The sequence below is a fragment of the Marinobacter zhejiangensis genome (assembly GCF_900114775.1).
GTDB classification, from domain to species: domain Bacteria; phylum Pseudomonadota; class Gammaproteobacteria; order Pseudomonadales; family Oleiphilaceae; genus Marinobacter; species Marinobacter zhejiangensis.
Genome location: NZ_FOUE01000003.1, coordinates 21,645 through 44,515 on the forward strand (window position 1 = coordinate 21,645; position 22,871 = coordinate 44,515).

Consider the following 22,871-nt stretch of genomic DNA (forward strand, 5'->3'; position numbering starts at 1 on the left):
AAGTTGTCGCAATTTGTCGCAATGCCGGGTTTTGAGAAAATTTTTGACAATCCGGGTCTCCAGCCAGGGAATGAGTTCCCTATAATCGGGAGCAGACTGGACCCTGACGGAGACTGCAGTGAGCGCTGCCCCCACGATTCTGGTAGTTGACGATCACCGAGAGATTCGCGACCTGCTGGGCCGCTACCTGCAAGACCATGGTCTGAAGGTGCTCCTTGCCGACGGCGGCGATGCCATGAAACGCTTGATGCGGGACCACCGGGTGGATCTGGTTGTACTGGATATCATGATGCCCGGGGACGATGGTTTGACACTGTGCCGGTACCTGCGGGAACACACCGAATTACCGGTCATCCTGTTAACGGCGATGAGCGAGGAAACGGATCGCATCGTGGGCCTGGAAATGGGCGCGGATGATTACCTGACCAAACCCTTCAATCCGCGGGAACTGTTGGCCCGCATTAAGGCTGTGTTGCGACGCACCATCGCACTGCCGCCCCAGCGCAACCCCATGGCCGGTCGCCAGCTGACCTTTGAAGGCTGGACCCTGGACGTCGACCACCATCAATTGACCGATGCCGAAGGGGTGGAGGTTTCTCTGAGCACGGCGGAATACAAACTGCTGCTGGCCTTTCTCGAACACGCCGGAAGAGTACTGTCGCGGGACCAGTTGATGGACCTGACACTGGGGCGGGAAGCCGACGCTTTTGACCGCAGCATCGACAACCATGTCAGCCGGCTACGCCGCAAAATTGACCCGGAATCACGTCGCCCGAAACTGATCAAAACGATCTGGGGCGGTGGCTACCAATGGATTGCTGATGTTGAGGATTTCCGCCAGTGAAGCTCATGCCCAGGCGTGCCGGCGGGCAACTGGCGCTGCTGCTGATTACGGTCTTGTTGCTGGCACAGGTCATTACCATCTGGATCCTGGCTGGTGAGCGTCAGGGGGCTATGCGCTCAGCCAATCGCGCCCATGTGCTGGAACGGGTGATTGATGCTTATGCGTTGGTCGATGCCACCGAGGCACCGCAGCAGGAGAGGGTACTGAGACTGCTCTCTAGTACCTCAATGCAGCTCACCGTTGGTTCGGAGCCTCAGCTGTCTTGGGATGAAGCGTCAAACCTGTCACAACGAATCGCTGACGAACTGGACCTGCCCCAGGCCAGCGTTCGTAGTGCACTCGAACTGGATCGGGCCTCGTGTGTTCTCTCCAACGGATCATTTCACGACGAAATTGATGAACACGAAGACCACGATGAGCGTGCCGAACACGCCGAAGGCAGGCATCACGAGGAAGAGGAACACCGGGAGCGCCTTGAACGTCATCATGACTGCCCGCCCACCATAGCCCTGTCCCTTGGGCTGAGTTCCGGCCAGTGGCTGAATGCCGAAGCCCGTCCGTCCAATCCAACCTGGCTCTGGCTACAGGCGACGCTTACGAGTGTGGCTATTTCGGCGATCTTACTGACCTTGACGCTCCTCCTTGCCATTCGTCGCATCCTTCGTCCGGTCAACGAACTCAGCGACGCCGCCCATGCTTTTGCCCGCGGTGAAAAAGTTCAGGTACAGGCGCGGGGCCCGGAGGATATTCGCGAGGTCATCCACGCCTTCAATCGGATGCAGGTTCAGGTCAGCCGTGCACAGGAAGACCGGGAACGCCTGCTGGCGGCCCTGGCCCACGACCTGCGAACCCCCATTACTTCCATGCGTCTTCGGGTGGAGATGTTGCCCGCCGGGGAGGACCGGGACCGCCTTCTCGACACCCTGCAGGATATGCAGCATCTGGCGGAGGCGACTCTGGACTTCATCCGCGGCAGCACTGCCGAGCAATCCCGCCGATACGACCTGGCAACCCTGTTGGACAGTCTCTGCAGCGACCTGCAGGAGCTGGGCATGGCGGTAGACTGTCAGGACAGCCCACGCTGTGTCCTGCAGGGCCAGCCGGAGGCCGTAAAACGGGCTCTTCGAAACCTGATCGAGAACGCCGTGCACTATGGTCAGCGCGCCAGCGTGACCCTGGACGCTGGAGAGAACGAAGCGATTATTACCATTACCGACCAGGGCCCGGGTATTCCGGAGCAGGAGCGTGACAAGGTGTTTCAGCCATTCTATCGACTGGAACAGTCCCGCAGCCGTGAAACCGGCGGTGCGGGCCTCGGGCTCGCCATCGCTCGCACCCTGATTCGTGGTATGGGGGGGGATATCCACTTGGCGGCCGGCCCTGAAGGCCGGGGTCTGGTTGTAGAAGTCTCCCTTCCCGTCACTGACAATTAAAACGGCCTTCCTTCAAACTCTGTGAAGCAGACAAAACGCAAGACCTGGCCCGCAGGGGCGCACTCGCGGCTGCCTCTCTCCAGTCGCCCTGGCGCATCCAGAGCGTATACAATAGAGCCCTGGATTGAATCATTAACCATGGGAGAGCGGAATGAGCGGTAGCCGGCAGATGGCGGAATCTACCTCAAGTGTTCAGGAACAGGCGTCAGGTTCCGGACCGAAGAAATCTGGAGGTAAAGGGCTGGACGCTATCTATCGATCCATATCGGCTGCCATCATTGAGCATCGCCTGAAGCCCGGTGCCCGTTTGCGTGAAGACGCGCTGGCGGATGTGTTTGGCATCAGCCGTACTGGCATCCGCAAAGTTCTCCAGCGCCTGGCGCTTGAGCAGTTGGTGACCCTGACGCCGCGCCGGGGCGCCAGTGTGACCCGGCCATCTGTGGATGAAGCCAGGGATGTGTTCGAGGCTCGTCTGATGGTGGAATGCGGCCTGATGGAAGTGGCGGCAAAACGCATCACCGAGGCTGACATTCAGGAGTTGCGGGATATGGCGAAGCAGGAGCGGGAAGCGCTCCGCAATCGCGAGCAGCGCAGTGCCATCAAACTTTCTGCAGCCTTCCATGCCCGCCTTGCTGAAATTTCCGGGAACCGTACTCTGGCCGAATTTGTTGGCCAGCTGGCCTCCCGTTCCTCCCTGATTCTTGCTGTGTATGGCAATGCCGGTCATCTCGGCTGTGAGTCCCACGACCATGACAACCTGATAGAGCTGCTGGCTGCTGGCGATGGTGCCCGGGCGAGTGGCTTTATGGAACGACACCTGAAGTCGATCGAGGCGTCGTTGTCTATCTTTGAAGAGCCCGAGGAAACCCCGGATTTGAAGGATATCTTTGCGGTTGATGCCTGAGGGGTGATGCAGAGCGCCCCGTTGGACGGGGCGCTCTGTATTAGATTCTGGCTGTTTCAGTTGCCAAAACGTTGGCAGGCTGGCCAGTGTTTCATCAGCAGGTAGTAGCTTAGCCCTGCCGGTATCAGGCTGGCGTACCAGGACACGGCGGAGAAACTGAGGGCCACGATAGCGCCCAACGCGGTGGCAATGAGCGCTGCCAGGTTCACGCCTTTGTAGGGGCCTTCCGGGTTATAGAGGTGGTCCAGGTTCAGCGTTCTGCCCCGGATCAGATAGTAGTCCACCACCAGGATCGCGAAGATCGGCCCCAGAAACGCAGAGTAGGTTTGTACGAAGATTTGCAGTCCTGCCGCTGAACCGTCTTTCACCAGTTCCCAGGGGAACGTTGCGAACGCCAGGAAGCCCACGATGATGGTGGCTTTGCGGAATGGAAGCTTGAAGACGTCCATCAGCACGTAAGTTGGCGGCACCACGTTATTGAGCACGTTGGTGGTCACCTGCGCGAAGGCGATGAACATCAGGGTGGTCATTAGAAGCGGGGTGTTATCCACTGCGTTGGCAAACACTTCAATAGGATCTGCAATGCCGGTCGCCTCAGACACCATGTACCCGATCAGTCCCATAAAGAGGGTGCAGGGCAAAATGGACATGGAGTAGATGGTGGTCAGCAGGCCCGGGCCGGTGCCCTGCTTGTGCTCCCTGGCGTAATCGCTCACGTTCAGGATCATGGTGCTGTAAATGCCAAGGAACAGCATGGTCGCCCCCCAGAACGGCAGTCCCCAGGATCCCTCCATGGTCAGCAGGTTTGAAGACAGCGCACCGCCGTAGCGTTGTACCGTGCTGTAGAACATGTAGACGAGGGAGGCCAGGATAAAGGCACTGCCCACGTTTTCTAGCCATTTAATGCCCTGGAAGCCGGTAATGGACAGCGCAATCTGAAGCAGCTGGAAAACAACAAAGAAGAAAACGAGGTTATCGAAACCGAACAGTGTCGCAGACACCATGTTCAGCGCGCCGGCGCCAATCCAGCTCTGGAAGCCATACCAGACGATAGCAGGCACGGCCCGAACCAGGCCGGGCAGGCGGGTACCGCTGAAACCGAAGGCGCTTCGAGCCTGGACCATAAAGGGGATGCCGTACTTATACCCGGCAGCACCATTTAAGGCGAGCGCCGCGCCGATGATAAAACATCCGATGGCGATCGCCAGTGTGGCCTGGAGAAGATTCAGCGTACCCACCACACTGGAGCCCATAGTAAAGGTTCCAATGGAGACGCAGCCCCCGAACCAGGCCAGCAGGTAGGACATGCGCCCCATAATCCTTGTCTTCTGGGGGGCGAGAGATTCCTCGCCGATTGCCTTGCTGCAGGAGTCGGGTGCCTCTTGATAGGCGGCGTTAAAGTGTGTCTGTGCTTGAGGGGTGCTCATGGTGTTCCTCGTTGTGCGTGCAGTATTTTTACACCGTTGATGGTGTAGGCGTTACAGGCCCCGGTGGAACTCGTGGGGCCTTTCGTCAGGACTGCATCCAATCTTCTTGTTGGTCGTGTTTTTTTATTGGGTGTTCAGGTGAGAGAAACTCTCGAAACGACCGACAAAGGGCTTCGGTCGTGGGAACGCCAGGTCGCCGTGTTTGCTGGTGCCCAGATTCAATCCAACCAGGGCTTCAGCCAGTTTCACGGCGGCGGTAACGCCTTCAACAATTGGCAGGCCAACGGCCTCTGAGATGCGATCGGTGAGATCGGCCATGCCGCCGCAGCCGAGCACGATGGCGCCAATGTTGTCTTCTTCTTTAGCCCGCAGGCACTCTTCCACCAGCCTCTGAAAGGCAATGTCCGGGTTATCTTCCAGATCCAGCACCGGAATCTCTGCGGCCCTGACCCGGCGGCAGTGGTGGCTGAATCCGTAACTCTCCAGAAGGTGTTCGGCGATGATGCCGGTGCGGCCCAGAGTGGTCACGATGGAAAAGCGGGTGCTGATCATGGTGGCCACATGGAAGGCCGCTTCCGCAATGCCAATCACCGGTGCCCGTGTCAGTTCCCGGGCAGCCAGCAGGCCCGGATCGCCAAAGCAGGCAATCACGTAGGCATCGACAGGGTCGTCACCCCGCTCACCGGCCAGAACTTCCTCGGCAACCCCAACGGCACTGATGGCTTCGTCAAAGTGGCTTTCGATGGAGACCGGACCGCTTTCCGGTTGGGTTGCAGTGATGCGGGCACCCTGCGCGGCCACCTTTTCTGCCGCTGCGCCGATGGTCTCGGTCATGGCACAAGTGGTATTCGGGTTGATAATTCGGATGTGCATGCTTTACCTGAACTTGGATTGTGGTGAACAAAAACATAGGTAATTGTACACAATCTAGAATGCTATCCGGTCCGGACGCAAGCTTTTGTTGCAGAAAAATGGCATTAATAAGGGTTTTTTGAGACACGCTATGGGCCATGAATACCGTATTTCTGCGGCCTCAAGGTTTGTTGAGTGATAAAAATTTCACAAGAATGAGTTTTTTTGTATACAATTTTCTGGCTTTTAATAAGCGAGACACCAAATTAATCCCTCGGATTCAGTTGAGAACGTGTATTTATGAGTATGACGCCGGAATACCCTCGTGACCTGATTGGCTATGCCCGCGAGTTGCCCGATGTTCGCTGGCCGGGCCAGGCGCGGGTGGCGGTGCAATTCGTGCTCAATTACGAGGAGGGCGGTGAGAATTGCGTGCTGCACGGAGACAGTCACTCCGAACGCTTTCTCTCTGAAATCGTGGGGGCCGAGGCGTTTGCCGATCGCCACATGAGCATGGAGTCGATCTATGAGTACGGCTCTCGGGTTGGGGTTTGGCGTTTGCTGAAAGAGTTTGAACGCCGGAACCTTCCTCTGACCGTGTTCGGGGTTGCGATGGCGCTGCAACGCCACCCTGAGGTGGCCCAGGCTTTCCGGGAGCTGAATCACGAGGTGGCCTGCCACGGTTGGCGTTGGCTTCACTACCAGAATATTCCTGAGGACGTTGAGCGCGAGCACATGCGCCGTGCCATCGAGATCTTCCGGGAGCTTTATGGCGACACGCCCATGGGCTGGTATACCGGCCGGGATAGCCCGAACACCCGTCGCTTGCTGCTGGATGAAGGAAGTTTCCTGTACGACTCCGACTACTACGGTGACGATTTGCCGTTCTGGGTCCAGCAGGAGGACTCCAGCGGTCAATCCCACAACCACCTGATTGTGCCGTACACCCTGGACACCAACGACATGCGCTTCGCCACGCCGCAGGGCTTCAATACTGGAGATCACTTCTTCGAGTACCTGCGGGATGCGTTTGATGTGCTGTACGAAGAGGGCAAAGATACTCCCAAGATGCTCTCTGTGGGCCTGCATTGCCGGTTGATTGGTCGGCCGGGCCGCTTCCGCGGGCTGCAGCGTTTCCTCGACCACATCGAGGCCCATGATCGTGTCTGGGTGACACGCCGCGTAGACATTGCCCAGCATTGGGCGAAGCACCATCCTTTTGAATCCGGAGCACTCTGATGATCGACAGACAAAATCCCTCTCCCTATTACGCACCGACCGGTGGGCATCCGCCACAGACACAGCTTCTGACCGATCGCGCCGTGTTTACCGAGGCGTATGCCGTTATTCCCAAGGGCGTAATGCGGGATATTGTGGTCAGTCATCTGCCGTTCTGGGACATGACGCGGTTGTGGGTTTTGTCCCGTCCGCTAACCGGGTTCGCTGAAACCTTTTCCCAATACATCATGGAGGTGTCTCCGGGTGGTGGCAGCGAGCGCCCGGAAACGGATCCTGGCGCGGAAGCGGTTCTGTTCGTAGTGGAAGGGGAGATGACCCTGAAGCTGGCTGGCGAGATCCATCATATGACCCCGGGCGGCTATGCATTCATCCCGCCGGGCAGTGACTGGGCGGTGCGTAATGAGTCTGGTGCAGCGGTACGTTTCCACTGGATCCGGAAAGCCTACGAAGCGGTTGATGGTGTCGATTTCCCCGAGCCGTTTGTGACCAATGAGGCCGACGTTGAGCCCATCGAAATGCCGGACACCAATGGCTGTTGGGCAACCACTCGCTTTGTGGACCAGAGTGACATGCGCCACGATATGCATGTGAATATCGTGACCTTCCAGCCGGGTGGGGTGATTCCCTTTGCGGAAACCCACGTGATGGAACACGGGCTGTATGTGCTGGAAGGCAAGGCGGTGTACCTGCTCAACAAGGACTGGGTTGAAGTGGAAGCCGGTGACTACATGTGGCTCCGGGCGTTTTGCCCCCAGGCCTGTTATGCCGGTGGCCCCGGGCGTTTCCGATACCTGCTGTACAAAGATGTGAACCGTCACATGAAGCTCAATACCTTCGGTGCTCGCTGAGCCGTTACCGGGAAGATAATCATGCTGAAACTGACTGCCCAGCCGTTGACCGCCGAGGCCTTCACGCCCTTTGGCGACGTCATCGACCGCCGAAGCGCCGCCAATTCATTTGCCATTAACGGCGGCCGCACCCAGCGCCACCATGACCTGGCGGGTGTCGAAATACTGGGCGAGGGCGGTCGCCCGATGATCAGTATTTTTGTCAGCCAGCCGGTTCAGGTGCCATTGACGGTTGACTGTCTGGAACGGCACCCACTGGGCAGTCAGGCTTTCATTCCCATGCATGGCGAGCGTTTCCTGGTGGTGGTGGCTCCGGGGGGAGAAAGTATTGATCCTGAGTCCGTGCGGGCGTTCGTGACCGACGGGCATCAAGGGGTTAACTATCGGGCAGGCACCTGGCACGCGGTGCATTCGGTGCTGGCGTGCGAGGGCGAGTTTCTGGTGGTTGACCGGGGTGGTCCGGGGAACAACTGCGATGAGCGTCCGGTTGAGATACTCGTTACCCTGGACTGACGACCGGCTCCGTCCTGCCTTTTCGGGCGGGCATGTCCGGCTTTTGACCTTCTGGACCTTCCCGGTGGCGATCACCGGGAAGTCCGGGGCTATCAATATCAGGGTTGGCCGGCGCCGGTGCGGCTACTGCTGTCGCAAAGCTGAAGGTATTAAAGCTCCTTCAGCTTCACGAAAATTTCCATTTCCACATACCCATCTTCCCGGGCGTCGTTCAGATAGCGTTCCATCAGGGGGTAGTTATCGGGCTCGAAGCCACTATCGGGAAGCCAGTCGGAATAGATACTCAGTTGGGCGTTAATGGTTTCCTCAACCGGCCCCTTGTAGTGCAGCACCGCGTACTTGCCGCTTGGGATTTCGGCCAGTTCAAACGGTGCGTTTACTGCCACACCTTCGGCAATCACAATCGAGGCTGTATAGCGGCATTTATCGAGCGGGGTTACCGTCGGGTTATCAAAAGCCAGCGCGAACCGCTGCTGTTCCTCAGGCTTGATGCCATGGTTGCCAGCCCAGGCGATGAGTTTATCCCAGGTAGCATAGATACCCTCTGGCTCATACCCTCTTGGCGAGGCCAGGGTACACAACGGTTTGCGTTCCAGATCCCTTACTTCGATTTTCATAGCTGTATCCTTGAAGTCCGTTTGGTTTATCACATCAGTTGTGATGCGAGAAGGATACAAATCAGAGGGTTGGAACTCTTTTCCATACTTGCTAAAGAGTTTTCCAATCTTGCTACTCTGGGCTTTGTCCGGATTGCGCAGCTCCGAAGGGCTATAGCCGAAATGAAGCTTCACGGCCCTGGAAAAGTTGGCGCTCGATGAAAAACCGCAGTCCAAAGCCACTTGGGTAACCGGCACGTCAGGTTTGAAAACGAGCTGGTTCACGGCTCGTTCAAGCCGGCGCCGGGCAATAAAGTCATTAACCGTCTCGCCCATAATTCCTGAAAAAATGCGGTGGAAATGGTAAGGCGAGAAATGGCTGACCTCAGCAATGTCCGCAAGGGTGAGTCGTGTATTCAGGTTAGCTTCGATGTACCGGAGAACGTTTTCGATGCGCGCTTTGTAGTTTTTATTCATGGTTTTAGAGTCAGACCCCGTAATCCCGCTCAACCTTCGCCTTCGCCTTCGGTGCGATGGCTGGAAAAAATGACGGCGTAGTAGGGTGGTTCCGGGGTGTTCGCGAACGGTGGCATGAGGTACTCCCTGTCTCATTGGGCGTCGGTCTTGTCAGGCGAATGAATGAGGATAGCACGCATGCTAGTATGACCCACCTTCACCCTGACACCGATAAAGCCCCGGAAGATGAATGCGCCTTTCAAGCTGCGGCCCTACCAGCAGGAAGCGGTCGACGCCACGCTGAACCATTTCCGCAAATCCGATGAATCTGCCGTCATTGTGTTGCCCACGGGTGCGGGCAAAAGCCTGGTGATTGCAGAGCTGGCCCGCCTTGCCCGCCGCAAGATTCTGGTGCTGACCCACGTAAAAGAGCTGGTGGAGCAGAATCACGCCAAGTACCAGAGTTACGGCCTTACGGGCGGCGTCTTCTCCGCCGGGCTGAAACGTAAGGAAAGCCTGCATCAGGTGACCTTTGCCAGTGTGCAGTCGGTAGCGGCGAACCTGGATCAGTTCCGGGATGAATACTCGTTGGTCATCATTGACGAGTGCCATCGGGTCAGCGGTGATGATACCAGTCAGTACCAACGGATCATCGAGCTGCTGCGGCAGCAGAACGATGCCCTCAAAGTGCTCGGGCTGACCGCCACGCCGTACCGTCTGGCCATGGGCTGGATCTATCGTTATCACTACCGGGGCTTTGTTCGCGGTTCCAGTGACGAGCAGGACAAGCCCTTCCAGCATTGCATCTACGAACTGCCGTTGAGCTACATGATCAACCGGGGCTTTCTCACCAAGCCGGAGCTGGTGAACGCGGCGGTGGCGCAATACGATTTCTCCGCGTTGGCTCAGGACCGTTTTGGCGAATATGCCGAGAAGGACGTCAACCAGCTGCTGGGCAAACACAAGCGGGTGACCCGCGCCATCATTGAGCAGGTGATGGAGCTGGCCGCTGAGCGCCAGGGCGTGATGATCTTTGCGGCCACGGTGGAGCACGCGAGGGAGATCACCGGCTACCTGCCGGAGCAGCAAACCGCCCTGGTGACTGGCGCAACCGAGCTTAAGGATCGGGATCTGCTGATCCAGCGCTTCAAGCAGCGGCAGTTGAAGTACCTGGTGAATGTGTCCGTGCTCACCACCGGTTTCGATGCCCCCCACGTGGACTTTATTGCCATTCTTCGGCCCACCCAGTCGGTCAGCCTGTACCAGCAGATTGTGGGCCGCGGCCTTCGTCTGGATGACGGTAAGCAGGATTGCCTGGTAATGGACTACGCCGGCAACAGCGTGAACCTGCATCACCCGGAGGTGGGGGAGCCGAAACCCAACCCGGACAGCGAGCCGGTGCAGGTGTTCTGCCCGGGCTGTGGCTTTGCCAATATCTTCTGGGGCAAAACCGACAGTGACGGCCGTGTGATCGAGCATTATGGCCGCCGTTGTCAGGGGCTGCTGGAGCCTGCGGAAGGGGATGAGCCCGTCGGGCACAGCGGACGTCCTCAGCAGTGCGATTACCGTTTCCGCTTCAAGGAGTGCCCCCACTGCGGTGGCGAGAACGATATTGCGGCTCGCAACTGCCACCAGTGTCGCAAAGCCATCATCGACCCGGACGATCAGTTACGGGATGCCCTGAAACTCAAGGATGCCATGGTGATCCGTTGTGCAGGGATCACCTTAAATGCCGCTGGCAGCAAACTCAGGATCACCTATCACGGTGAAGATGGGGAAGAGCTCAGCGAGTCATTTGATTTCAGCAAGCCGCCCCAGCGCCACATCTTCAACAAACTGTTCGGACGTCGTTTCGCGAACAGCCAGGCCCCGAAAGAATTCAGTGGGGTTGATGAGGTGCTCGAGGTAGAACCCTTGCTGCCAGCGCCGGATTTTGTCGTTGCCCGCAAGCAAAAGCACTATTGGCAGGTGCAGGAGCGGATCTTTGATTATCAGGGACACTATCGGAAGGCGAATGAGGTGTAAGGCGGGGCTTTAGTCATCTGGAGTCAGCGCCGCTGCGGGCTATAATGCCGTACTTTAAACCGTCGCAGAGAACCTCTATGCCAATCGAAAAGAATCAGGTGGTCTTGTTTCACTACAGTGTCCGTGATGAGCAAGACAACGTCGTTGAAAACTCCCACGGCGGTGAGCCGAACGCCTACCTGCACGGCCACGGCGGCATTATCCGGGGCCTGGAAGAAGCCCTGGAAGGTCGCGATGCTGGCGATACGTTCAGCGTCACCGTCACCCCGGAAAAAGCTTACGGTCCACGTCGGCCCGACGCCATTCAGCGCGTGCCAATCAAGCATTTGATCGGTGCCAAACGCTGGAAGGCGGGCATGATCGCCCAGGTGCAAACCGAGCAGGGCCCACGCCATGTGGTCGTCGCCAAGGTTGGTCACAAGTTTGCCGATGTCGACACCAACCATCCGATGGCCGGTAAAACCCTGACCTTCGACATCGAAATCATCGAAGTCCGTGCGGCCGATCCGGAAGAGATCTCGCACGGCCATGTGCATGGGCCCGGTGGCCATCATCACTGACTGATCTGGTAAAGCTAAAAGGAAAAGGGGTAGATCGACTTTAAAATAGGCGATCCGCCCCTTTTAGTGCTGTTTTCCGGTCACATTTCCCTCGCTACCCTCGCGGTCACCCTGATAGATCAGCCCCCCAGACTGGCAGTCCAACGCTTCACAAACCTTGTCCAGTGCCAAGAAGTACATTGTGTTGGCGCTTCCATTCTTCGGCATTGGATGGCTTTGCTAAGCTACAACTTAAGTCGCCCTCATTACCTGATTTAGTCGGATAGACGCCGGCATGGTCGGTTTGTGAGAGTGGTTGTTTACAATCAACAAACGGGAGTTGCTATGAACGAGTATCAGGGCAGTTGCTTTTGTGGGACGGTTAAATTCCAGGTGTCGGGCGCTCCGGCGGCGATGGGGTATTGTCACTGCGATTCCTGTCGGCGCTGGTCGGCGGGGCCGGTCAATGCGTTTTCACTCTGGCCTTCCGATACGTTGAAGATCCTTGAGGGGGCGGACCAGGTTGATGAATTTCACCTGACCGAAAAGAGCTACCGTAAGTGGTGCCGGGAGTGTGGTGGCCATGTGTTTACCGATCACCCGGGGTTTGGCTTGGTGGATGTCTACGTCGCCAATCTACCGCAGCTGGAGTTTGAACCGGCCTTGCATGTCCATTATCAGGAGTCGGTACTGCCGATTCGGGATGGATTGCCGAAAATGAAAGACATGCCTGCCGAAATGGGAGGCTCTGGCGAGACTTTGCCGGAATAACCGCAATGTTAAGGGGATAGGTCGACGTTAGGTGTGTCGGCCTGTCCCCTCATTTCTTATTGCGCGTGGCGCGAAATTTCCTGCGTTTGTGGTAGCAGGGTCAGGAAAAATAGGGGCGGGTTCTGTTTGCAATCGCAACCAGCGAAAGCATGACAGGCACTTCCACCAGAACGCCGACCACGGTTGCCAACGCCGCGCCAGAGTTCAGACCAAACAGGCTGATGGCGACGGCAACAGCAAGTTCGAAGAAGTTGGAGGTGCCGATCAGGGCCGCCGGAGCCGCCGTCGTGAACGGTACGCGCCAGAAAAAGCCCCAGGCATAAGCAACGATAAATATCCCGTAGCTTTGTATCAGCAGTGGGATGGCGATCAGGGCGATGACCATGGGGGTGTTCAGGATGGTCTCGGCCTGGAAGCCAAACAGAAGTATAACCGTTGCCAATAATCCCATGATCGAGAATGGCTTTATCCTGGCGGTAAAGGCTGTGATGCGTTCTTGGTCACCGGAACCATCCAACAGTCGTCGGGTTGCGTATCCGGCGGACAGGGGAATCACAACGTAGAGAATGACGGACAGGAGCAACGTTTCCCAGGGCACGACCACATCGGTAACGCCAAGCAGGAGCGCGGCGATAGGCGCGAACGCAAAAACCATGATGATATCGTTAATGGAAACCTGCACCAGGGTGTAGTTGGCATCGCCACGTACGAGCTGGCTCCAGACAAAGACCATGGCCGTGCAGGGCGCGACGCCCAACAGGATCATCCCCGCGATGTATTCCTTGGCGGTATCCGGCTCAACGAACCCCGCAAATACATGCTCGAAGAACAGGATGCCCAGGGCCGCCATGGTGAAGGGTTTGATCAGCCAGTTCACCACCAGCGTGATGCACAGGCCTTTGGGCTTTTTGCCAACATCCCTGAGGGAGGCAAAGTCCACATTGACCATCATCGGGTAAATCATCACCCAGATGAATACCGCCACAACGAGATTAACATTGGCGTATTCGATGGATGCTATTGCCTGAAAGGTGTCTGGCAGCATCGCACCAATACCAACCCCACAGGCTATGCATAAGGCAACCCACAGCGAGAGGTAGCGTTCAAAGTTGCCCATGAGAGCGGGTTCAGTTTTCATATCCGTTGGTCTGGCCTTTGGTCCGGGGGAGTAGCGTACATTTGCCTTATCCGGATGATAAAAACAACCCTAAGAAAAAACTAAAGGCAGTACTTAATCAGTCAGGATCGTCTTCCTTGGTTCAATGAATTTGGGTGTCCTGTTTTCCGTTACGCCTGTGCCCTCGTATACTGTGGCGCTCAAATCTTTACCCCACAGCCAGATAGACAGAACAGGAGCTAGATCATGGCGGATTCATCACTGAAGGAACAACTCGGTAATGCGGTTAAGACCGCGATGCGGGAGAAAAATAAAGACCGGCTTGTCACCCTGCGTATGGCCCAGGCGGCGGTTAAGCAGATCGAGATTGATGAACGTCGGGAGCTGGGTGATGAAGACGTTCTGAAGGTGCTGGACAAAATGCTCAAGCAGCGACGCGATGCCGCCAGTCAATACGATGAGGCCGGTCGTGGCGAACTGGCCGACAAGGAACGGGCGGAAATGGCGATTATCGAGGAGTTCATGCCTGTCGCCCTGACCGAGGACGAGCTGGACACCATGATCAGCGCGGCCATCAGTGCCGCCGGTGCCCAGGGCATGCAGGACATGGGGAAAGTCATGAACGAGTTGCGCCCCCAGGTCGTGGGGCGGGTTGATATGGGGCTGTTGAGCAAGAAGGTGCGGGCGGCCCTGGCAGGTTAACCTCTTGGTGCGCTGAGTGTTAAAAGGGGGCAGATTGATTCAGGGATAATCAGTCTGACCCCGTATCTCACCGAAGTCCCTTTACCTTCCCTCTTCAATTCCTGGCGATGTTTGTTCTAGCTCTTGGAAGGCTTCAGTCTCTCCGACTGGACGACAAGTCGGTGTTCATCCGAAAAATCCGGTTGTTTGAAATGGTGACCCAGCTCGGTCACAACATTACTGAGGACACCAGCTTCTCTGTCAGCGCAGATGAAGATGATCAGGTGTGGCTGACAGTGAAACAGGCTTTCTAGCGAACCAGGGCGAAAGAACTGAGTCTAGGAAACCTGCACGTCGTCTCCGAGCGCCAGTTCGCCCCCTTCAATGACTTTCGCCGTGATACCGCCATGCCCACGCATGGCGTTGTAACCGCCGGGCCCAAGGGTGCTTTCCATCTTGCTGCAGGGATGGCAGAGGCCGGTATATTCCAGGACTGCATCACCGATGCGGAACGTTTTACCTTTCAGGGCCAGCAGGTTGAGACCTGAGACGACAAGGTTGCGACGCAAAACCTCCGGGCCGATGGCTTCCCGGTGCAGGCAGGCGGCAATGACAGGTAGATGCTCTAGCTGAATCAGGGTGATCTGTCGTTTGCTGTTCTCGCGCCCCTTGAACCGATCACCTGCGAGGCCATCGCCTGGCGTGGCCGTGACGCGATCCAGAGCTTTCATGGCTTCGCCGCGGGCAGGTCGGATGCCAATCCACTCGACCCGGCCACATTGGGGGAGGGTGTCCAGTAAGGTTTGTAGTGGCGTTGCCTCAGGCATGAACGGTCCCATTTCAGTTATTGATCTTTGATTACCTGCATTTTTGCCTACTCCTGCCAGTCCTTGAACTGTTCCAGCAAATGGTTGATGGCCATTCTCGCCCTCAGCGGCAGGAACTTTCGGTTCTGATAGACGATCCAGCTGCTTGCGCTTGTGGTCCAGTAGGGCTGAAGCACCGGAACAAGTTGACCATCTTTTAGCGCACTCAGGAAGCTGCTCCTGGGCATGTAAGCAATCCCCAGTCCCTGTATGCACGCTTCCACAACGGCTTGGGCGTTATTGCTGCGCCAGCGGCCACCGACCCGGATGGAGAAGGGCTTGCCATCGTTTTCAAACTGCCAGGTGCTGTTGTTGGTTACCAGGCAACTGTGGTGTTTCAGGTGATCCGGGTGTTGTGGCGTGCCATGCTGGCCCAGGTAAGCGGGGCTTGCCGCGGCGATCAGTGGCCGGTCGAGCAGCTTGCGGGCCACCAGCCCTGAATCATTCAGTCGGCCATAGCGGATGGCGAAGTCGATGCCGTCGTCAATGAAGTTGGTCATGCGGGTGTTGAAGTCCATTTCGATGGACAAGTCTGGGTGTTCTTTGGCGAACTGCACGAGGGCCGGCGCGACAAACTGTTCCGCAAAGGCCCCGGCGGCGCTGACCCTCAAGGTGCCGCTGAGGGTGATCTGCTCCGCGCTGATTTGCTCGTTGGCCTGATGCAATCCCGCGACCAGCTCTTTGCATTGCTGGTAATAGAGCTGGCCGGCTTCGGTGAGGCTGACAGAACGGGTGGAGCGGGCAAACAGGGCCGCCCCCAGCCGTTGCTCCAGCCGTGAGATTTGTCGGCTGACATGGCTGGTGCTGAGGTCGAGTTGCCTGGCCGCGGCGGTAAAGCCCTGGCATTCGGCCACGGTTACAAACTCAATAATCCCCTCAAAACTGTCCATGCGCCCTCATTATTGTTGCTATATAACAATAGTGATTTGATAGTTTTCCCGATTATCATCTCTACGGCAAGTTACTATCATGAACGCATCTCGAACACAGGTTGAACAAGCCGCAAGCCGGGAGGCCGACATGAAAAAGATCCTTGTATTTGTCACCAATCACGCCACGCTGGGAAACACCAACGAAGCCAATGGTACCTTTGCCCCTGAACTGACCCACGCCCTGCATGAGTTGCTGAATGCGGGCTTTGATTACGACCTGGTGTCCATCAACGGTGGCAAGGCGCCCCTCTATGGCACTGACATTGAGGGTGATGCGGTCAACAGCGATATTCTGGCCAGTGAGGACTTCCAGAACCGGGTCAATAACACCATTCCAGCTGGCGACGTCTCAGTGGATGACTACGCCGCCATTTTCTATCCAGGTGGGTTTGGTTTGCTGTCGGATTTGGCGACGAACCCCACCGTTGCGGAACTCAGTGCCCGGCATTACGAAGCGGGTGGTGTACTGGGGGCGGTGTGCCATGGCCCAGCGGGTTTGTTGCCGATTACCCTGAGCAACGGGGAGAAGCTGCTGGCCAATAAGTCGGTTACCGGCTTTACCCGCGAGGAAGAAGTGGATTACGGCACCATCGACAAAATCCCGTTCCTCCTGGAAGAAGCCCTGGCCCGGACAGCTCGCCAGTACAGTAAGGTACAACCCTGGCAGGAGCTGGTCGTAGAAGATGATCGCGTCATTACCGGGCAAAATCCGGCCAGTGCTGCCGCAGTGGGTGCCGCTATGGTCAAGTGGTTGTCTGCGTAACGAGTTCCAACTAACGAAAGGGGCCTTTCCAATGAACGAGAGGCCCCTCCGTATCTGGGGAGGGGTGAGATATCCCCAGACCAACACCTCTGAATTTGCCCTGCCTGTAGGAGCAGGGCAAAGGGCTTAGTTCACTCGGTAATACGGTTGGTCATAGTCCAGGCTGGTTGGGCGCTGCGCCGGCGTTTCACCACCCTCCACGCCGATGTAGAGCGTGTCACCTTGAATGTAGACGATGTTGTAGTCGTCAACAATGAACGGAGCACCATCGAAGTGAGTGATGTGGCTATCGAATTCGGTGGCCGTGACACCGTCGCTGAGCAGCACGTCGTCACCCAGTGTGAAGGTGCCTAACGACGTCGGATTGGGGGCGTCTGGATGCGGGTTAGTGCAGTTGGCATCGGTATAGTTCTCAATGCTGCTAGTAAACTCGTTGCCGGTGCTTGTGAAAGTCACGATATCGTGGTGTTCCTCACCGGGGACGGGCCCGCATGGTTTTCTCCAGGTGCCCTCAAGCACCGTCGGCTCGCCGTTTGAGGCCCCAGAGCCGTGATCGTTGCCGCCCTGAGAGGAGTCTGTACCGGAACCGCTGCCCGGGTTGTTGGTGTTCTGATCGTCGCCGTCACTGCCACCCCCGCAGCCGGTCATCAATGCGGATACCAGGGTGAACGCCAAGATCTTCTTCATAAATATGTCGTCCTAACAATATTATAGAATGGAAGATCTTTATATCATTTTTGAATAAATGGGTGGCGACAGGGTGGGGTCAGTGAAAACCGAAACAGGGGGTATTGAATCCCCTGATTTATTGAACGTTTTTGCCCAAGTCAGTATCCAGCTCCAGGCACAGTTGCCGTAGCATCTCGATGCGCTCTGGCGTCATGTTGGAGCGTGATACCAGCTTCTCGGTGAGTTCGTTTGCATCTTCCTGCAATAGGCTTCCTTTTTCAGTCAGGGAGATGACCTTTCTGCGCTCGTCTTCTTCGGAGATTCTCCGGGTCAACAGGCCTTTGGATTCCAGCCGCTTCACAATCGGGGTTAAGGTGCCGGAGTCCAGATGGGTGTCTTGAGACAGCTCTTTCAGGCTGACCTGATTCCGATACCACAGTGAGTGCATCACAATGTACTGCGGGTAGGTGAGATCGTAGGCTTCCAAGAGCGGACGAAACGCACGGACCAATGAATTGGTCGCGGTATACAACGCAAAGCACACGTTGTCAGACAGGCGTTGTGACACGGGGGCATCCTTTCAAGTCGCTGGAACCGGCATGGTAGCAAAGTTAATTGCGTCAAAATAGTTAGCGCGCAATTTAAATTCGGAAGGGTGGTTGTCTTTCTCTGTTTATGTCGGTAAATTGGCCTGCAAATAACTTGCGCACAAACTATTTTGGGGCAAGTTATTCTGGAATCATACATCCGCCAATCCTCTCCGGGCTTCGTTCAGCTTGATAACGGTTTGAATTCCGGCGAATTGGCCAGTGCAGAAAAGAGACCGAACATGATGAAAAGCAAACAGATCCACCTTGTTTCACGCCCAACAGGGGTGCCTTCCCAAGCAAACTTCAACCTGGTGGAAGTTACGCTGCCAGACTTGCAAGCGGGACAAGTGCTGGTCAAAAACACCTGGATGTCGGTTGATCCTTACATGCGTAACCGTATGATCGACCGCGAGTCGTACATCCCGCCGTTCCAGTTGGGTGAAGTGATGGACGGGGGCGCCGTTGGCGAAGTGGTTGAGTCGAACAACCCGCAATTCCCGGTCGGAGCGAGAGTCAGCAACATCAGCGGCTGGCGCACGGCGTTTATCAGCAATGGCGAGGATCTGACCCAGTTGCCGGAGGTTGACCTGCCGGATCAGCACTTTCTGGGAGTCATCGGTATGACAGGCCTGACGGCCTGGGTCGGCCTGACCAAAATCGCGCAGCTGAAACCAACCGATACCGTGTTTGTCTCCGCCGCCTCTGGTGCTGTCGGGAGTGTTGCCTGCCAGATTGCCAAGCTGTATGGCTGCAGGGTGATTGGCTCCGTCGGCTCGGATGAAAAAGCCGAGATGGTCAAGGCGATGGGGGTGGATGCCGTCATCAACTACAAGACCGCCGGAAACCTGACCCAGGCACTGCGAGAAGCCGCCCCTGAAGGTATCGACGTGTACTTTGAGAACGTTGGTGGCGAGCACCTGGAAGCGGCGTTGGAGGTGATGAACGATTATGGACGCATCGCTGTATGCGGGATGATTGCGGATTACAACGCCGACTCCCCGCAACCGGGACCCGCGAACCTGCTCCTGATCAATACGAAAAAGCTCACCATGCAAGGCTTTATCGTGATGGACTACTTCGACCAATACGAAGCGTTTGTGGGCCAGATGGCACCGTGGCTGGCGGAAGGCAAAGTGAAATCCGAAGAAACGGTGTATGAAGGCATTGAGCACGCCGTTGAGGCATTTCTTGGTCTGTTTGAAGGCAGGAACAAAGGCAAGATGCTGGTGAAGCTGTAACGGGCTGACACGATTTCAGAAGCTAAGGTAACCCAAAGGGGCAGATCGATAGTTTAAGTCATCGGTCTGGCTCCTTTGGCTTTTATGGGTTTCGCCCCCCCCCATGACGCCTGCCTCAGTGGCGCGGATTTCTGTTATCAGGAGAGGACTCGTCATCGGATTCGTTGTCATCCGGTGTCAGGTAGTAGTCCTTTTTTTCGAAAGTCTTCACATCCGGGTCTTCAATGCTATTTCTGCTGCGCCCCCGATACAGCCAGAACGCCACTACAGCGCCAATAACAATCACGATGATCCACTTCATGTTCGCTCCTCCCAGCCTAGCTATAGCTCAACAATAGTCAGTAAACGAAAGGCCGTAAAAGGGACATTTAAAGATCAGCCGGATTGCCTGAAGGTTTGGTAGAAGAGGCCAGTCCGGAAACGGACAAGCCCCCGGCAGTGGCTGCCAGGGGCTTGTGGTAGGAGGGGCTGGTGGGTCAGGGCGTGGCTGTTGTGACCGACTTCAGGCAGTACTCGTTCGGATCAAGGGCTGGCAGGATGCTGTCTGGCAGCTCGTCCCGGAAGTACTCGATGAGTGGCACCACATAGGCAACATCGGATTCCTCAAAGGCATCCGGGTTGGCTTCGCGGACTTCACCAAACGTCACGTAGCCGTCTTTGCCCAGGCCGGTAAACGAGTTGGTGGCAACAGTGTAGGTGCCCTGAAGATCGATGGGGCCCCAGGTGCCAGTTGCCGGATCGCGAACATCAACGTTTTGGATGCCAGTGCCTGTTGCCGTGCCCAGCGTGACGTCATATCGCAGGTTGGCTGAGTAGGGGAAAGCGCCGGTTGATGCGCTGATGCCCTGAGCGTAGTCCAGTGCTTCATTCAGTACCTTCACAATCTGCTCGCCAGTCATGTCGATGGTGATCACGGTATTGGAGAACGGCAGGATGGTGTAGGCATCGGCGACGGTGAAATCACCATCTTCCAGCGGCGCCCGCACGCCACCGGCATTCTGGATCGCAACGTCGGCCTTGGGCAGGTAGGTCAGGAAGGCATCGGCCACCACTTGTGCGGCATAACTTCCGGTAGGGGCCTCACCGGCCGCGAAATCGGTCGGGATACGGGTGAATGGCATGGCTTCAGTGACTGTACCAAGGGACTGCAGCTTGTACGCTTCAAGCTCTGCTTTATATGGCGCAATCAGGTCGAGGATTTCCTGTGACTCGTCCATCAGGCGTACCGTGGTGAGCTCATCGATGCCGGCTTCGATGCGGGTCTGCTGTTCGGTGGTTGCCGGTACCCACAGGCCGGCGTCGTCCTTCACCTGGAATTCGTTGCCTACCAGTAGTTCCAGGTTGCCGTTAATGGAGGAGACCTTGCCGTGCTCGTCGAAGTTTACGTTCAGGCGACCAAGCCCTTTGGCGTATTCCCAGGCCTGAACGAGATAAACCGGTTCCTGGCTTGGGCTTTGGATAACCGTTGGGTAGCCGCCATCAACCGTGATGCCCATGCTGGCCAGTTCCCCGGTTGAGTCCAGCAGGTCGTGGGTATCGCCACCGACGATGACGTCGATGTCTGAAACGTTGGCAGCCAGAACCTGGTCAAAGTCGTAGCCGAGGTGGCTCAGGACGATGATCTTGTTGACGCTCTTGCCCTGGAGTTCGCTGATGTATCCGCGCACGGATTCGATCTCGTCATCGAACAGGACGTCGTCACTGACCATGGACGATTCACGGGTTTTTTCGACCTTGAGAACACCAATGATGCCAACCAGCTGGTTGTCGATTTCCTTGATGATGTAAGGCTGGATGTTGGACCCGTACAGTGGGCTTTGCGGGGTGGGCTTAACGTTGCCGGCCAGCACCGGGAAGTCGACCTGGGTCAGGAGGTCTGCCAGGTGTGCGTCGCCTTCGTCAAACTCGTGGTTGCCCAGCTCGTAGGCATCCAGGCCGATCATATTGAAGACTTTGAAGTCCACTTCACCCTTGAACAGGCTGAAGTACAGGGTGCCGTTCAGTTCGCCGCTGTTCAGGACCAGGGTGTTGTCGTCGCGATAGTCATTGATCGCGTTGGCGATACGAGGAAAACCGCCCAGGTTCACTCGTACGGTCTCATCGGTCTGGCCGGGATCGTAATCCAGGTTCAGGTCGTAGCTCTGGCCTTCGAAGTAGGAGTGGTGGTCGTTGGTGTGAAGGATTGTCAGTGCCAGCGGTTGGCTGGACTGCTCGCTAGACGCAGAGTCATTATCATCGGAACATGCGGTCAGCAGAGTGCCAAGGCCGATACAGCCGATAACGGTCAGGTGTTTAAAATGGTTCACGCAGCCTCCAGAGAAAATGATTTCTAACCCTTTGGGACAAAAGGGTTTACCGGCGACAATATGGGTGTAGTCTGTGACTGTGTAATGTCGTTTTTGTGACGATGTTGGCGTAATGGCAGGGACTGATTTTTATGTTGAATATGAAAGGGACGTTTTCGATCCTCCTCCCGCTGGTGTTTGCGGGCTGTACCAACGTGGCTGGCGGCATGGCCAACGACATTATTCCACCGCCCTCATCGACCCTGAGCAGTGAGGTGCTCTTTTCCGTGGCTGGTGACTATTTCTCTGCCGAGGGTTATCAATGCCGTGCAGAGAGTGAACCGGCCCAATTACGTTGCTCAAAGCCTCTGCGTGAGCTTTTCATCCACCAGACCCGGGCAGTGGTCCAGATCATCCCCGGTGGTGGTGAGAGTGGCCGCTATATTCTGGCTACAACCCGCTGGGATGAAGGGCTGATCCCCGGCGAGTTCATATCCAGTGAATTCTCCAACCCGGATATTGGGGGCTTCTGTGATTACCTGAAAAATCAGGGGCTGGGCGGCTGCAGGCCGCGCGGGTGACCGGGAGCAAGAGGGCACCATGGTTGATGATGGTGAGTAGAAATCGCACGTACAAGTAGAGGACTGATCGGGTGGACCAGAAAGGGTTGTTGAGCTCATGGAATGACGCCAAGGGCTTTGGATTTATCTCGCCAGACGGTGGCGGTGAGCGGGTGTTTGCACACATCAGTGCCTATGAAGGCCGAGGCCGACCATCGCCGAATCGCAAGGTGGTTTACGCCCAGGGCAAAGACAAACAGGGTCGGGTGCGTGCGGCCCGGTTCCAGTATTCCGGTGCTGCGGGTGTGGGCGCCAGCGTTGCCTCCGGTGTTTGGGCTGCCTTAGTGTTGGCTACCGGGTTGATCGGCGGGCTGGTGGCGTTGGGGCTTCTTGGGTATGTGCCATGGCTGGTGCCGGGGGCTTACGGAACCATGAGTGTGGTGGCGTTTCTGATGTACGCGGTTGATAAAGGCGCGGCGGAGAAAGGACGCCGCCGAGTGCCAGAAGCGCGGTTGCACCTGATTGAACTGTTGTGCGGCTGGCCAGGGGCGTTACTTGGCCAACAGTTCTTTCGCCATAAAACCCGTAAGACCTCATTTCAGGTGGGGTTCTGGTTTTGTGTGATTCTCAACCTTGCTGCACTAACCTGGGTGCTGACCTGACCTGGCCTGAGGCTGCGGCTGTCCGGCAACAACTGGGGATCGAGCGGCTGTTTGGGTTGAA

General features: G+C 56.7%; 24 protein-coding genes. 14 read left to right on the plus strand and 10 right to left on the minus strand.

What is annotated here, in order from left to right; translation table 11 throughout:
• Window positions 1–118 precede the first annotated feature (118 nt).
• The 3 genes from BMZ67_RS09980 (at window position 119) to BMZ67_RS09990 (ending at window position 3,181) form a co-directional block, all read left to right on the plus strand.
• Window positions 119–844: a response regulator gene (locus BMZ67_RS09980; protein WP_092022201.1), complete on the plus strand. Its 726-nt coding sequence runs from the start codon at window positions 119–121 to the stop codon at window positions 842–844.
• 5 nt (window positions 845–849) lie between these two features.
• Window positions 850–2,277 (plus strand): sensor histidine kinase, encoded by a 1,428-nt coding sequence (locus BMZ67_RS09985; RefSeq protein ID WP_245749942.1) that lies wholly within the window; start codon window positions 850–852, stop codon window positions 2,275–2,277.
• A gap of 151 nt (window positions 2,278–2,428) precedes the next feature.
• The gene (locus BMZ67_RS09990) at window positions 2,429–3,181 is read left to right on the plus strand and encodes a GntR family transcriptional regulator (RefSeq protein WP_217642486.1); all 753 of its coding nucleotides are present in this window, start codon (window positions 2,429–2,431) and stop codon (window positions 3,179–3,181) included.
• A 56-nt stretch (window positions 3,182–3,237) separates the two neighbouring features.
• Here the strand turns inward: BMZ67_RS09990 and BMZ67_RS09995 are convergent, their stop codons facing one another.
• Together BMZ67_RS09995 and BMZ67_RS10000 are read right to left on the minus strand one after the other, a co-directional pair.
• Entirely contained in the window at window positions 3,238–4,608 is a 1,371-nt protein-coding gene (locus tag BMZ67_RS09995) for an NCS1 family transporter (RefSeq protein ID WP_092022205.1), read from the minus strand.
• 123 nt (window positions 4,609–4,731) lie between these two features.
• The gene (locus tag BMZ67_RS10000) at window positions 4,732–5,481 is read right to left on the minus strand and encodes an aspartate/glutamate racemase family protein (protein ID WP_092022207.1); all 750 of its coding nucleotides are present in this window, start codon (window positions 5,479–5,481) and stop codon (window positions 4,732–4,734) included.
• A gap of 285 nt (window positions 5,482–5,766) precedes the next feature.
• On the opposite strand from BMZ67_RS10000, the gene puuE reads away from it, so the two are divergent.
• The 3 genes from puuE to BMZ67_RS10015 are packed head-to-tail and all read left to right on the plus strand — an operon-like array spanning window position 5,767 to window position 8,060.
• Window positions 5,767–6,699: an allantoinase PuuE gene (puuE, locus tag BMZ67_RS10005; RefSeq protein WP_217642495.1), complete on the plus strand. Its 933-nt coding sequence runs from the start codon at window positions 5,767–5,769 to the stop codon at window positions 6,697–6,699.
• Window positions 6,699–7,547, plus strand: a complete 849-nt coding sequence (locus BMZ67_RS10010) for a bifunctional allantoicase/(S)-ureidoglycine aminohydrolase (protein WP_092022211.1) — start codon at window positions 6,699–6,701, stop codon at window positions 7,545–7,547. Before puuE ends, BMZ67_RS10010 begins: the two co-directional genes overlap by 1 nt.
• A 21-nt stretch (window positions 7,548–7,568) precedes the next feature.
• Window positions 7,569–8,060, plus strand: a complete 492-nt coding sequence (locus BMZ67_RS10015; protein ID WP_092022213.1) for an ureidoglycolate lyase — start codon at window positions 7,569–7,571, stop codon at window positions 8,058–8,060.
• A 149-nt stretch (window positions 8,061–8,209) separates the two neighbouring features.
• On the opposite strand, the gene BMZ67_RS10020 is transcribed toward BMZ67_RS10015, so the two are convergent.
• A complete protein-coding gene (locus tag BMZ67_RS10020) occupies window positions 8,210–9,133 on the minus strand; it encodes an AraC family transcriptional regulator (protein ID WP_092022215.1) in 924 nt (307 codons plus the stop codon).
• Between the two features lie 225 nt (window positions 9,134–9,358).
• Between BMZ67_RS10020 and radD the strand changes: the two genes are divergently transcribed.
• The 3 genes from radD to BMZ67_RS10035 all read left to right on the plus strand — a co-directional run bounded on the left by radD (window position 9,359) and on the right by BMZ67_RS10035 (window position 12,447).
• Window positions 9,359–11,137, plus strand: coding sequence for a DNA repair helicase RadD (gene radD, locus BMZ67_RS10025; RefSeq protein WP_092022217.1), 1,779 nt, complete (start codon window positions 9,359–9,361; stop codon window positions 11,135–11,137).
• 77 nt (window positions 11,138–11,214) lie between these two features.
• Window positions 11,215–11,697, plus strand: coding sequence for an FKBP-type peptidyl-prolyl cis-trans isomerase (locus BMZ67_RS10030; protein WP_092022219.1), 483 nt, complete (start codon window positions 11,215–11,217; stop codon window positions 11,695–11,697).
• 324 nt (window positions 11,698–12,021) lie between these two features.
• Window positions 12,022–12,447 carry a GFA family protein gene (locus BMZ67_RS10035; protein WP_092022221.1) on the plus strand — a complete coding sequence of 142 codons (426 nt, stop codon included), beginning with the start codon at window positions 12,022–12,024 and terminating at the stop codon, window positions 12,445–12,447.
• 100 nt (window positions 12,448–12,547) lie between these two features.
• On the opposite strand, the gene arsB is transcribed toward BMZ67_RS10035, so the two are convergent.
• Window positions 12,548–13,585 (minus strand): ACR3 family arsenite efflux transporter, encoded by a 1,038-nt coding sequence (arsB, locus tag BMZ67_RS10040; RefSeq protein WP_245749943.1) that lies wholly within the window; start codon window positions 13,583–13,585, stop codon window positions 12,548–12,550.
• 225 nt (window positions 13,586–13,810) lie between these two features.
• Between arsB and BMZ67_RS10045 the strand changes: the two genes are divergently transcribed.
• Complete coding sequence (locus tag BMZ67_RS10045; RefSeq protein WP_092022225.1) at window positions 13,811–14,266, plus strand: GatB/YqeY domain-containing protein; 456 nt, start codon at window positions 13,811–13,813, stop codon at window positions 14,264–14,266.
• Window positions 14,267–14,583: 317 nt separating this feature from the next.
• Here the strand turns inward: BMZ67_RS10045 and BMZ67_RS10050 are convergent, their stop codons facing one another.
• Window positions 14,584–15,072, minus strand: a complete 489-nt coding sequence (locus BMZ67_RS10050; protein WP_092023210.1) for an MOSC domain-containing protein — start codon at window positions 15,070–15,072, stop codon at window positions 14,584–14,586.
• Window positions 15,073–15,119: 47 nt separating this feature from the next.
• Window positions 15,120–16,001, minus strand: coding sequence for a LysR family transcriptional regulator (locus BMZ67_RS10055; protein WP_092022227.1), 882 nt, complete (start codon window positions 15,999–16,001; stop codon window positions 15,120–15,122).
• A 130-nt stretch (window positions 16,002–16,131) separates the two neighbouring features.
• Between BMZ67_RS10055 and BMZ67_RS10060 the strand changes: the two genes are divergently transcribed.
• Window positions 16,132–16,806, plus strand: a complete 675-nt coding sequence (locus tag BMZ67_RS10060) for a type 1 glutamine amidotransferase domain-containing protein (RefSeq protein ID WP_092022229.1) — start codon at window positions 16,132–16,134, stop codon at window positions 16,804–16,806.
• A gap of 126 nt (window positions 16,807–16,932) precedes the next feature.
• Here BMZ67_RS10060 and BMZ67_RS10065 read toward each other — a convergent pair whose 3' ends face one another.
• Entirely contained in the window at window positions 16,933–17,493 is a 561-nt protein-coding gene (locus tag BMZ67_RS10065; RefSeq protein WP_092022231.1) for a hypothetical protein, read from the minus strand.
• Between the two features lie 118 nt (window positions 17,494–17,611).
• Window positions 17,612–18,043, minus strand: a complete 432-nt coding sequence (locus BMZ67_RS10070) for a MarR family winged helix-turn-helix transcriptional regulator (RefSeq protein ID WP_092022233.1) — start codon at window positions 18,041–18,043, stop codon at window positions 17,612–17,614.
• Between the two features lie 261 nt (window positions 18,044–18,304).
• Here BMZ67_RS10070 and BMZ67_RS10075 point away from each other — a divergent pair, with 261 nt between their 5' ends.
• On the plus strand, window positions 18,305–19,303 hold the full coding sequence (locus tag BMZ67_RS10075) for an NADP-dependent oxidoreductase (protein WP_245749944.1): 999 nt from the start codon (window positions 18,305–18,307) through the stop codon (window positions 19,301–19,303).
• Window positions 19,304–19,418: 115 nt separating this feature from the next.
• Here BMZ67_RS10075 and BMZ67_RS10080 read toward each other — a convergent pair whose 3' ends face one another.
• Window positions 19,419–19,604, minus strand: coding sequence for a hypothetical protein (locus BMZ67_RS10080; RefSeq protein WP_092022235.1), 186 nt, complete (start codon window positions 19,602–19,604; stop codon window positions 19,419–19,421).
• Window positions 19,605–19,779: 175 nt separating this feature from the next.
• On the minus strand, window positions 19,780–21,609 hold the full coding sequence (locus BMZ67_RS10085; RefSeq protein WP_092022237.1) for a 5'-nucleotidase C-terminal domain-containing protein: 1,830 nt from the start codon (window positions 21,607–21,609) through the stop codon (window positions 19,780–19,782).
• Window positions 21,610–21,740: 131 nt separating this feature from the next.
• Between BMZ67_RS10085 and BMZ67_RS10090 the strand changes: the two genes are divergently transcribed.
• Window positions 21,741–22,169 carry a hypothetical protein gene (locus BMZ67_RS10090; protein WP_245749945.1) on the plus strand — a complete coding sequence of 143 codons (429 nt, stop codon included), beginning with the start codon at window positions 21,741–21,743 and terminating at the stop codon, window positions 22,167–22,169.
• A 71-nt stretch (window positions 22,170–22,240) separates the two neighbouring features.
• A complete protein-coding gene (locus BMZ67_RS10095; protein WP_245749946.1) occupies window positions 22,241–22,810 on the plus strand; it encodes a DUF1294 domain-containing protein in 570 nt (189 codons plus the stop codon).
• The last annotated feature ends 61 nt before the right edge of the window (window positions 22,811–22,871 follow it).

Bases quoted from the DNA above. Each gene is read 5' to 3' on its own strand.
- BMZ67_RS09985 (WP_245749942.1), top strand. From the start codon at position 850: ATGCCCAGGCGTGCCGGCGGGCAACTGGCGCTGCTGCTGATTACGGTC.
- BMZ67_RS09990 (WP_217642486.1), top strand. From the start codon at position 2,429: ATGAGCGGTAGCCGGCAGATGGCGGAATCTACCTCAAGTGTTCAGGAA.
- BMZ67_RS09995 (WP_092022205.1), bottom strand. From the start codon at position 4,608: ATGAGCACCCCTCAAGCACAGACACACTTTAACGCCGCCTATCAAGAG.
- BMZ67_RS10000 (WP_092022207.1), bottom strand. From the start codon at position 5,481: ATGCACATCCGAATTATCAACCCGAATACCACTTGTGCCATGACCGAG.
- puuE (WP_217642495.1), top strand. From the start codon at position 5,767: ATGACGCCGGAATACCCTCGTGACCTGATTGGCTATGCCCGCGAGTTG.
- BMZ67_RS10010 (WP_092022211.1), top strand. From the start codon at position 6,699: ATGATCGACAGACAAAATCCCTCTCCCTATTACGCACCGACCGGTGGG.
- BMZ67_RS10015 (WP_092022213.1), top strand. From the start codon at position 7,569: ATGCTGAAACTGACTGCCCAGCCGTTGACCGCCGAGGCCTTCACGCCC.
- BMZ67_RS10020 (WP_092022215.1), bottom strand. From the start codon at position 9,133: ATGAATAAAAACTACAAAGCGCGCATCGAAAACGTTCTCCGGTACATC.
- radD (WP_092022217.1), top strand. From the start codon at position 9,359: ATGAATGCGCCTTTCAAGCTGCGGCCCTACCAGCAGGAAGCGGTCGAC.
- BMZ67_RS10030 (WP_092022219.1), top strand. From the start codon at position 11,215: ATGCCAATCGAAAAGAATCAGGTGGTCTTGTTTCACTACAGTGTCCGT.
- BMZ67_RS10035 (WP_092022221.1), top strand. From the start codon at position 12,022: ATGAACGAGTATCAGGGCAGTTGCTTTTGTGGGACGGTTAAATTCCAG.
- arsB (WP_245749943.1), bottom strand. From the start codon at position 13,585: ATGAAAACTGAACCCGCTCTCATGGGCAACTTTGAACGCTACCTCTCG.
- BMZ67_RS10045 (WP_092022225.1), top strand. From the start codon at position 13,811: ATGGCGGATTCATCACTGAAGGAACAACTCGGTAATGCGGTTAAGACC.
- BMZ67_RS10050 (WP_092023210.1), bottom strand. From the start codon at position 15,072: ATGCCTGAGGCAACGCCACTACAAACCTTACTGGACACCCTCCCCCAA.
- BMZ67_RS10055 (WP_092022227.1), bottom strand. From the start codon at position 16,001: ATGGACAGTTTTGAGGGGATTATTGAGTTTGTAACCGTGGCCGAATGC.
- BMZ67_RS10060 (WP_092022229.1), top strand. From the start codon at position 16,132: ATGAAAAAGATCCTTGTATTTGTCACCAATCACGCCACGCTGGGAAAC.
- BMZ67_RS10065 (WP_092022231.1), bottom strand. From the start codon at position 17,493: ATGAAGAAGATCTTGGCGTTCACCCTGGTATCCGCATTGATGACCGGC.
- BMZ67_RS10075 (WP_245749944.1), top strand. From the start codon at position 18,305: ATGATGAAAAGCAAACAGATCCACCTTGTTTCACGCCCAACAGGGGTG.
- BMZ67_RS10080 (WP_092022235.1), bottom strand. From the start codon at position 19,604: ATGAAGTGGATCATCGTGATTGTTATTGGCGCTGTAGTGGCGTTCTGG.
- BMZ67_RS10090 (WP_245749945.1), top strand. From the start codon at position 21,741: ATGTTGAATATGAAAGGGACGTTTTCGATCCTCCTCCCGCTGGTGTTT.